Genomic DNA, 5,726 nt, shown 5'->3' with positions numbered 1-5,726 from the left:
AAGTAAAATATCATGGATAATATAAGCAAACTGAAAAAGATCAAAGCCAGTGCTTCGCCTGATGCCGGTCATCAGTCGTTGGTCATCAGGGAACCCTTGTCTGTTACAGCTGGTTCCACCTTACCGTTGGTCGTGAAGCCCCGGTTGAAAGGGGTGGATCTCAGCAACTGGATACTGCAGCATGAAGCTGCGTTCAATGCGGATCTTTATCGGTATGGAGGTGTGTTGTTCAGGGGGTTTGATACCACTACCGTGGAAGCTTTCGGCAAATTTGTAAATGCCTTTGGCTCTGAACCGCTGGCGTATATGTTCCGTTCCTCGCCGCGGCATGAGCTGGATCAGGGCGTGCGTAACGTATATAATTCTACGGTATATCCGAAAGCAGAGCGTATTAATCTGCATAATGAATCTTCGTATAGCCGTACCTGGGGGATGCGTATTATATTTTGCTGCCTGCAGCCTGCGGAAGCAGGAGGTGAGACGCCTATCGCGGATTCCCGTAAAGTGCTTTCAGCTATTCCGGCGCCGCTGGTACAGCAATTCCGGGAGAAAGGCGTGTTGTATCGCCGGCGGTTGATCCGTGATATTGGTATGTCGTGGCAGGAGGTTTTTCAGACCACAGACCGGAAGGAAGTGGAAGCGATCTGTCAGCGGAATAAAATCCAGTATGATTTTATCAGTGAAGATCACCTGGAAATTGCCTGGCGCAAGCAGGCGGTGTATCAGCATCCGGTTTCCGGAGAGGAGACCTGGTTTAATCATGTTTTCTTTTTCAACAAATATGCGAGGTATGAAGAACTGGGGCTGTCCCTGGAGGAAACAGCGCCAGAAGATCTTATCCATACCGATACCTTATTTGGTGATGGAACGCCCATTAGTATAGCCGACTATCAGTCTATCCGTGAGGCTTACGCCCGGCATACTGTGTCTTTCCCCTATGAAAAGGGGGACATTCTTTTCCTGGACAACATGCTGGCTGCCCATGGACGGAATGCCTATGAGGGAAACCGTCTTATTGCCACTGCCATTATTAACCCTACCGGGGATGCCCCGGACAATCAATTTTCATAATCATATTGTATGACAGGTGCACAATTTCAGGTGTCTGGCCAGCAGTCGCTGGACCTGATGACGCATTGCCCGGAACAACCGGCAGTGATAACCGCTGCATTTACTATCAGTGGAAACTATACGCAGGAAACCCTGGTGGCGGCTATTGCCGCCGTAGTGGATCGGCATGATATACTCAGGACCTGCTTTGAGTATCGTGCCGGGGTACAAATACCGCTGCAAACCGTGTATCCGCCGCAGGGCAGGGAGAACCGTTGTTTTAGTGCCGGTATACCGGATCTGACGGCGCCCTGGTCTATAAAAGTACATCCGCAGGCAACGGGTGACTGGCAGGTAATCATACAGGCATCTCCCCTCATCCTGGATACCTGCTCCATTGGTATGTTTTATCGCGAGGTACATGCTGTGCTGACGGACCAGCCCTGGGAAGTAAGTACCGAAGAACTGTTGCAGTTCGGGGATTATACCAACTGGGAAGCGGAGTTGATTGCAGAGGGGCATCCGGAAGCGACGGAGTTCTGGCGCCGGATCACTCCTGTGGGAGATAGGGTTAACAGCCTTTTGCAACCGCCGCGGGCGTCCGCTGGTAGGATGGTTTCGCAGGTTACACTACCTCACCTGCCGCTGGAAACACAGGCGGCTGCCTGTGACGTGCCTGTCAAAGCATTGCTGGTAGCTATTTTTGCGAGAAGTCTTGCGCGCTATACAGCCGGAGAAACATTGCAGGTCAGCTACCTGGAGAATGGCCGTCATTATGAAGAATTGCAGTATACAATGGGGCCTTTGTCCCGGCTTTATCCGGTATACTTTCCCGGAGATGAGACCAACGATATGGCTGCCTGGGCGGCGGATGCTGCTGCACAGCTGACACAGGCTACCGGTTGGAATGATTACTACTATACTTCTGTTAATCCGTTGCTGGCCCATCCGCCTTTGCAGTTTATCGTGGAGTATGCAGATATATCAGATGATCCTGGTAACCTGGAAGTATCGATGACCGATGCTTTTAAAGGCACTTTCCTGTGCCGGGTTTTCAAAAGAAAAAACACGTGGGAACTTACATTGGTGCATCCTGCCGGCATGCCGCTGGCGGCCTGGTTGTTTGATGACCTGCAAAACCGGTTGCAATATCCTGCATTGCCGGGACGGCAGGCAGGAACGAAAGACCTGGAGGCCATCGCTGCTTACAATGATACGACTGTCAGCTATTCCGGACCGGATACTGTACCGGGGTTGCTATTACAATCTTTCAGGGATTATGCCGGACATATTGCTGTGAAAGGCCGGCAATCACTTACCTATGCCGCGTTGGAAGAAAAGGTGCAGCGTATGGCGGCATCGTTGTCGGCGACTTATGGCGTGGGTCGCGGAACAGTAGTGGGTGTATTGCTGCAGGATGATGAACAGGTGGCTGCTACCTTGTTGGGCATTCTCTTTACCGGAGCTGCCTATGTACCGCTTGATAGCAGCAACCCTGCGGAACGCCTGGCTCATATCATCCATGAGAGCGGCTGCCGGACGATTATCACGGACGAGGAGACGGCTGCTGCGTGGAAAGATACGGCTATAGCGCCTCTTCTTGTCACCACCAGCGCGTTGGAAGCTGCCGCTGCGGCTTTCCCTTCGTTACCGCCGTTGAGCGCACCGGCGCCGGAAGATACGGCATACCTGATCTTTACCTCCGGTACTACGGGTAAACCCAAAGGCTGCCAGGTATCGCATGCCAACCTGTATAACTATATCAGCTGGGCCAACAGCTACTATTTCCAGGATTGCGCCGGACATTTTCCGTTGTTGACCAGCCTGACCTTTGACCTAACAGTAACGGCTATATTTACACCGCTGACCAAAGGTGCTACCCTTCATTGTCTGGATAAAAAACGGGATATAACAGAGCAACTGCTGTGGTGTTTTGACCCGTCCAATGAAATAACTTGTATCAAGTTAACCCCTACACATATTTCCCTGCTGGCAGCGGTTACCCTCACGGATTCCAATATCCGTTGCGCCATTGTAGGGGGAGAAGCATTGCATCTTTCCCAGGTGGCCCTTCTGCGTAGTATTGCTCCAGGTATTCGCATATATAACGAGTACGGACCTACGGAAGCGACGGTAGGTTGTATTGTAAAAGAGATAACAGCAGCGGATGAGCAGGTAACGATTGGCCGGCCTATTGCCAATATGCGTGCCGCTGTATTGGATGCTGATGGCAATGTATTACCGGTAGGCGTTTACGGAGAACTGTACCTCGCCGGTAACAGTGTCGCCATCGGTTACTGGCAGCAACCGGATCTGACTGCACAGAAATTTGTGATGCTAACAACACCTACGGCAGAACGGTATTACCGTACCGGAGATATTGTTCGTTTGTTGCCGGAGGGTGATATGGAATTCGCCGGAAGGATAGATGATCAGGTAAAGATAAGAGGTATCCGTATAGAGCTTGGAGAGATCAGGGCGCATCTGCTGCAGTTTCCGGGTGTGGAAGAAGTAGTAGTCGTGGTGAAAAAGGATGTTCAGGAAGAACAATATATCACGGCATATTACATAGCCGGCAGCCCTATTCCTGTACAGGACTGGAAGGTTTTTCTGCAGTCCAGGGTACCTGACTATATGTTGCCTGCCTTTTTTGTGGCCATTCCCCAAATACCAGTAACGGCCAATGGCAAATTGGATGTGGCGTTGTTGCCTGATCCGTTTACTGTGGTCAGCGCTATCCGGCAGCCTTACGTGGCGCCCGACAGCCCTACGGCTATCACCATTGCCCGTATCTGGGAGGAAATACTGAAGCAGGAAAACATCGGACTGGATGATAACTTCTATGAAATGGGTGGTCATTCCTTATTGGCGATGCGTGCGGTTTCTGCCATCCGGCGGGAATTGAAAGCAGATATTGTCATTAAAGACCTGCTGGTTGGTCCTACTATAAGGGCTTTGGCAGCATTGACAGACCGATTGGGCAGTAGTGCAGTATTACCGGAAGTAGTGGCCGTCACACCGCGGCCCGCACAGATTCCGCTGTCGTATGCACAGGAACGTTTATGGTTTATTGATCAGTTAAGGGGTAGTACCCATTATCATATGCCGTCGGTATTCCGGCTGAAAGGTCGTTTGCAGGTATCGTTGCTGGAACAGGCTTTCCGCGTGGTGGTAGACAGGCATGAGTCGTTACGCACGGTGTTTAAAACCATCGCAGGTGTTCCCTATCAGGAAGTATTACCGGCAGGCGGCTGGCAGCTGCATTTCACGGCAGATTTGCCGGCAGATTTATCCGCTGCCATCGCCACGGAAATAGATCTGCCGTTTGATTTGTCAGCAGACCATATGCTGCGTGCGCGGTTATTCCGACTCAGCGAAGTGGAACATGTGTTGGTGCTGGTGCGGCATCATATAGCCTCTGATGGCTGGTCTGCTTCTCTTATGCTACAGGAGTTCTGCGAAGTGTATGAAGCAGCTACCCAGGGCCGGGAAGCAGCACTGCCGGCCTTGTCCCTGCAGTATGCTGATTATGCCATTTGGCAGCGCAGCCATCTGATAGGAGATTTCCTGGAGCAGCAGCTGGGTTATTGGGAACGGCAGCTGAAAGGCTTGACGCCATTGCAACTGCCGACAGACCTGCCTCGGCCGGCTGTACAGAGTATACGTGGCGACCGCCTGAATTTTAAGGTAGGCAAGGAGTTGAGCAGCCAGCTGCAGCTGTTGGCACAACAGGAAAACGTGACGCCATTTATGCTGCTGCTGGCAGTATTCAAGGTATTACTATACCGCTATAGCGGACAAACCGATATCTGTGTAGGAACAACAGTGGCCCATCGGCCGCAGCAGGAACTGGAACCACTGATTGGCTTTTTTGTCAATACACTGGTCCTGCGTACAGACTTTTCCGATAATCCTTCCTTTCAATCGTTGCTGGCACAGGTGAGTGAAACTACACTGGCTGCCTATGCGCATATTGCCGTATCGTTTGAAAAAGTGGTGGACCGGGTGGAGAAAGAGCGGGATAAGAGCCGCAGCTCTTTGTTTCAGGTGTTGTTTGTGATGAACAACAATGAAGCTGCCGTTGTACATGAACTCGAAGATATCACCATTGCGCCGGTATCAGCAGAACATGAGGTTGCCAAATTTGATCTCACTTTCTTTGTGGAAGAAACGGAAGAGGGATTTGTCATCTCTGCCAACTACTGCACAGACCTTTTCCTGGAGGAGACCATCGAGCGGATGAAAAACCATTACCTGCAACTGTTGACGGCGATAGTGGAAGACCATACCATCCCGGTTGGCCATCTGCCGTTATTGTTGCCGGAAGAAACCGCGGCGTTGTTGTCCGAAGCCGGGCATCCTGCTTTTGAAAGTACAGGCGCAACTACTGTGACGGCATTATTTGCGGAACAGGTAGAACTCAGGCCGGACAACATTGTTTTGTGTGCCGGCAACGTGCAACTGAGCTACCGGGAGCTGGATGAAAAGGCTACCCGTCTGGCGCATTATCTGCAACAGACCTACGCGATCAAAGCCAATGATTTGGTAGGAATCCTGATGGAAAACAGTACCTGGTCGGTGATTGCAATCCTGGGGATACTGAAAGCCGGCGGGGCATATGTGCCGATTGATCCTTCGCTGCCGGGTGATCGCCAGGGTTATATCATCAGCGACAC

Annotated in this window: 2 protein-coding genes; both read left to right on the top strand. The window is 51.4% G+C overall.

Features of this window, described 5'->3' with window-relative positions; all coding sequences use genetic code 11:
* Nucleotides 1-12 precede the first annotated feature (12 nt).
* On the top strand, nt 13-1,071 hold the full coding sequence (locus tag DF182_RS00010) for a TauD/TfdA family dioxygenase (RefSeq protein WP_113613643.1): 1,059 nt from the start codon (nt 13-15) through the stop codon (nt 1,069-1,071).
* A gap of 9 nt (nt 1,072-1,080) precedes the next feature.
* The coding region (locus tag DF182_RS00005) for a non-ribosomal peptide synthetase (RefSeq protein ID WP_113613642.1) at nt 1,081-5,726 on the top strand (4,646 nt) is incomplete at its 3' end.

It is taken from the genome of Chitinophaga flava (assembly GCF_003308995.1).
In the GTDB taxonomy this organism is placed as follows: domain Bacteria; phylum Bacteroidota; class Bacteroidia; order Chitinophagales; family Chitinophagaceae; genus Chitinophaga; species Chitinophaga flava.
The sequence above is the reverse complement of the archived record's forward strand: the minus strand, read 5'-3'. Positions and strand labels throughout refer to the sequence as shown.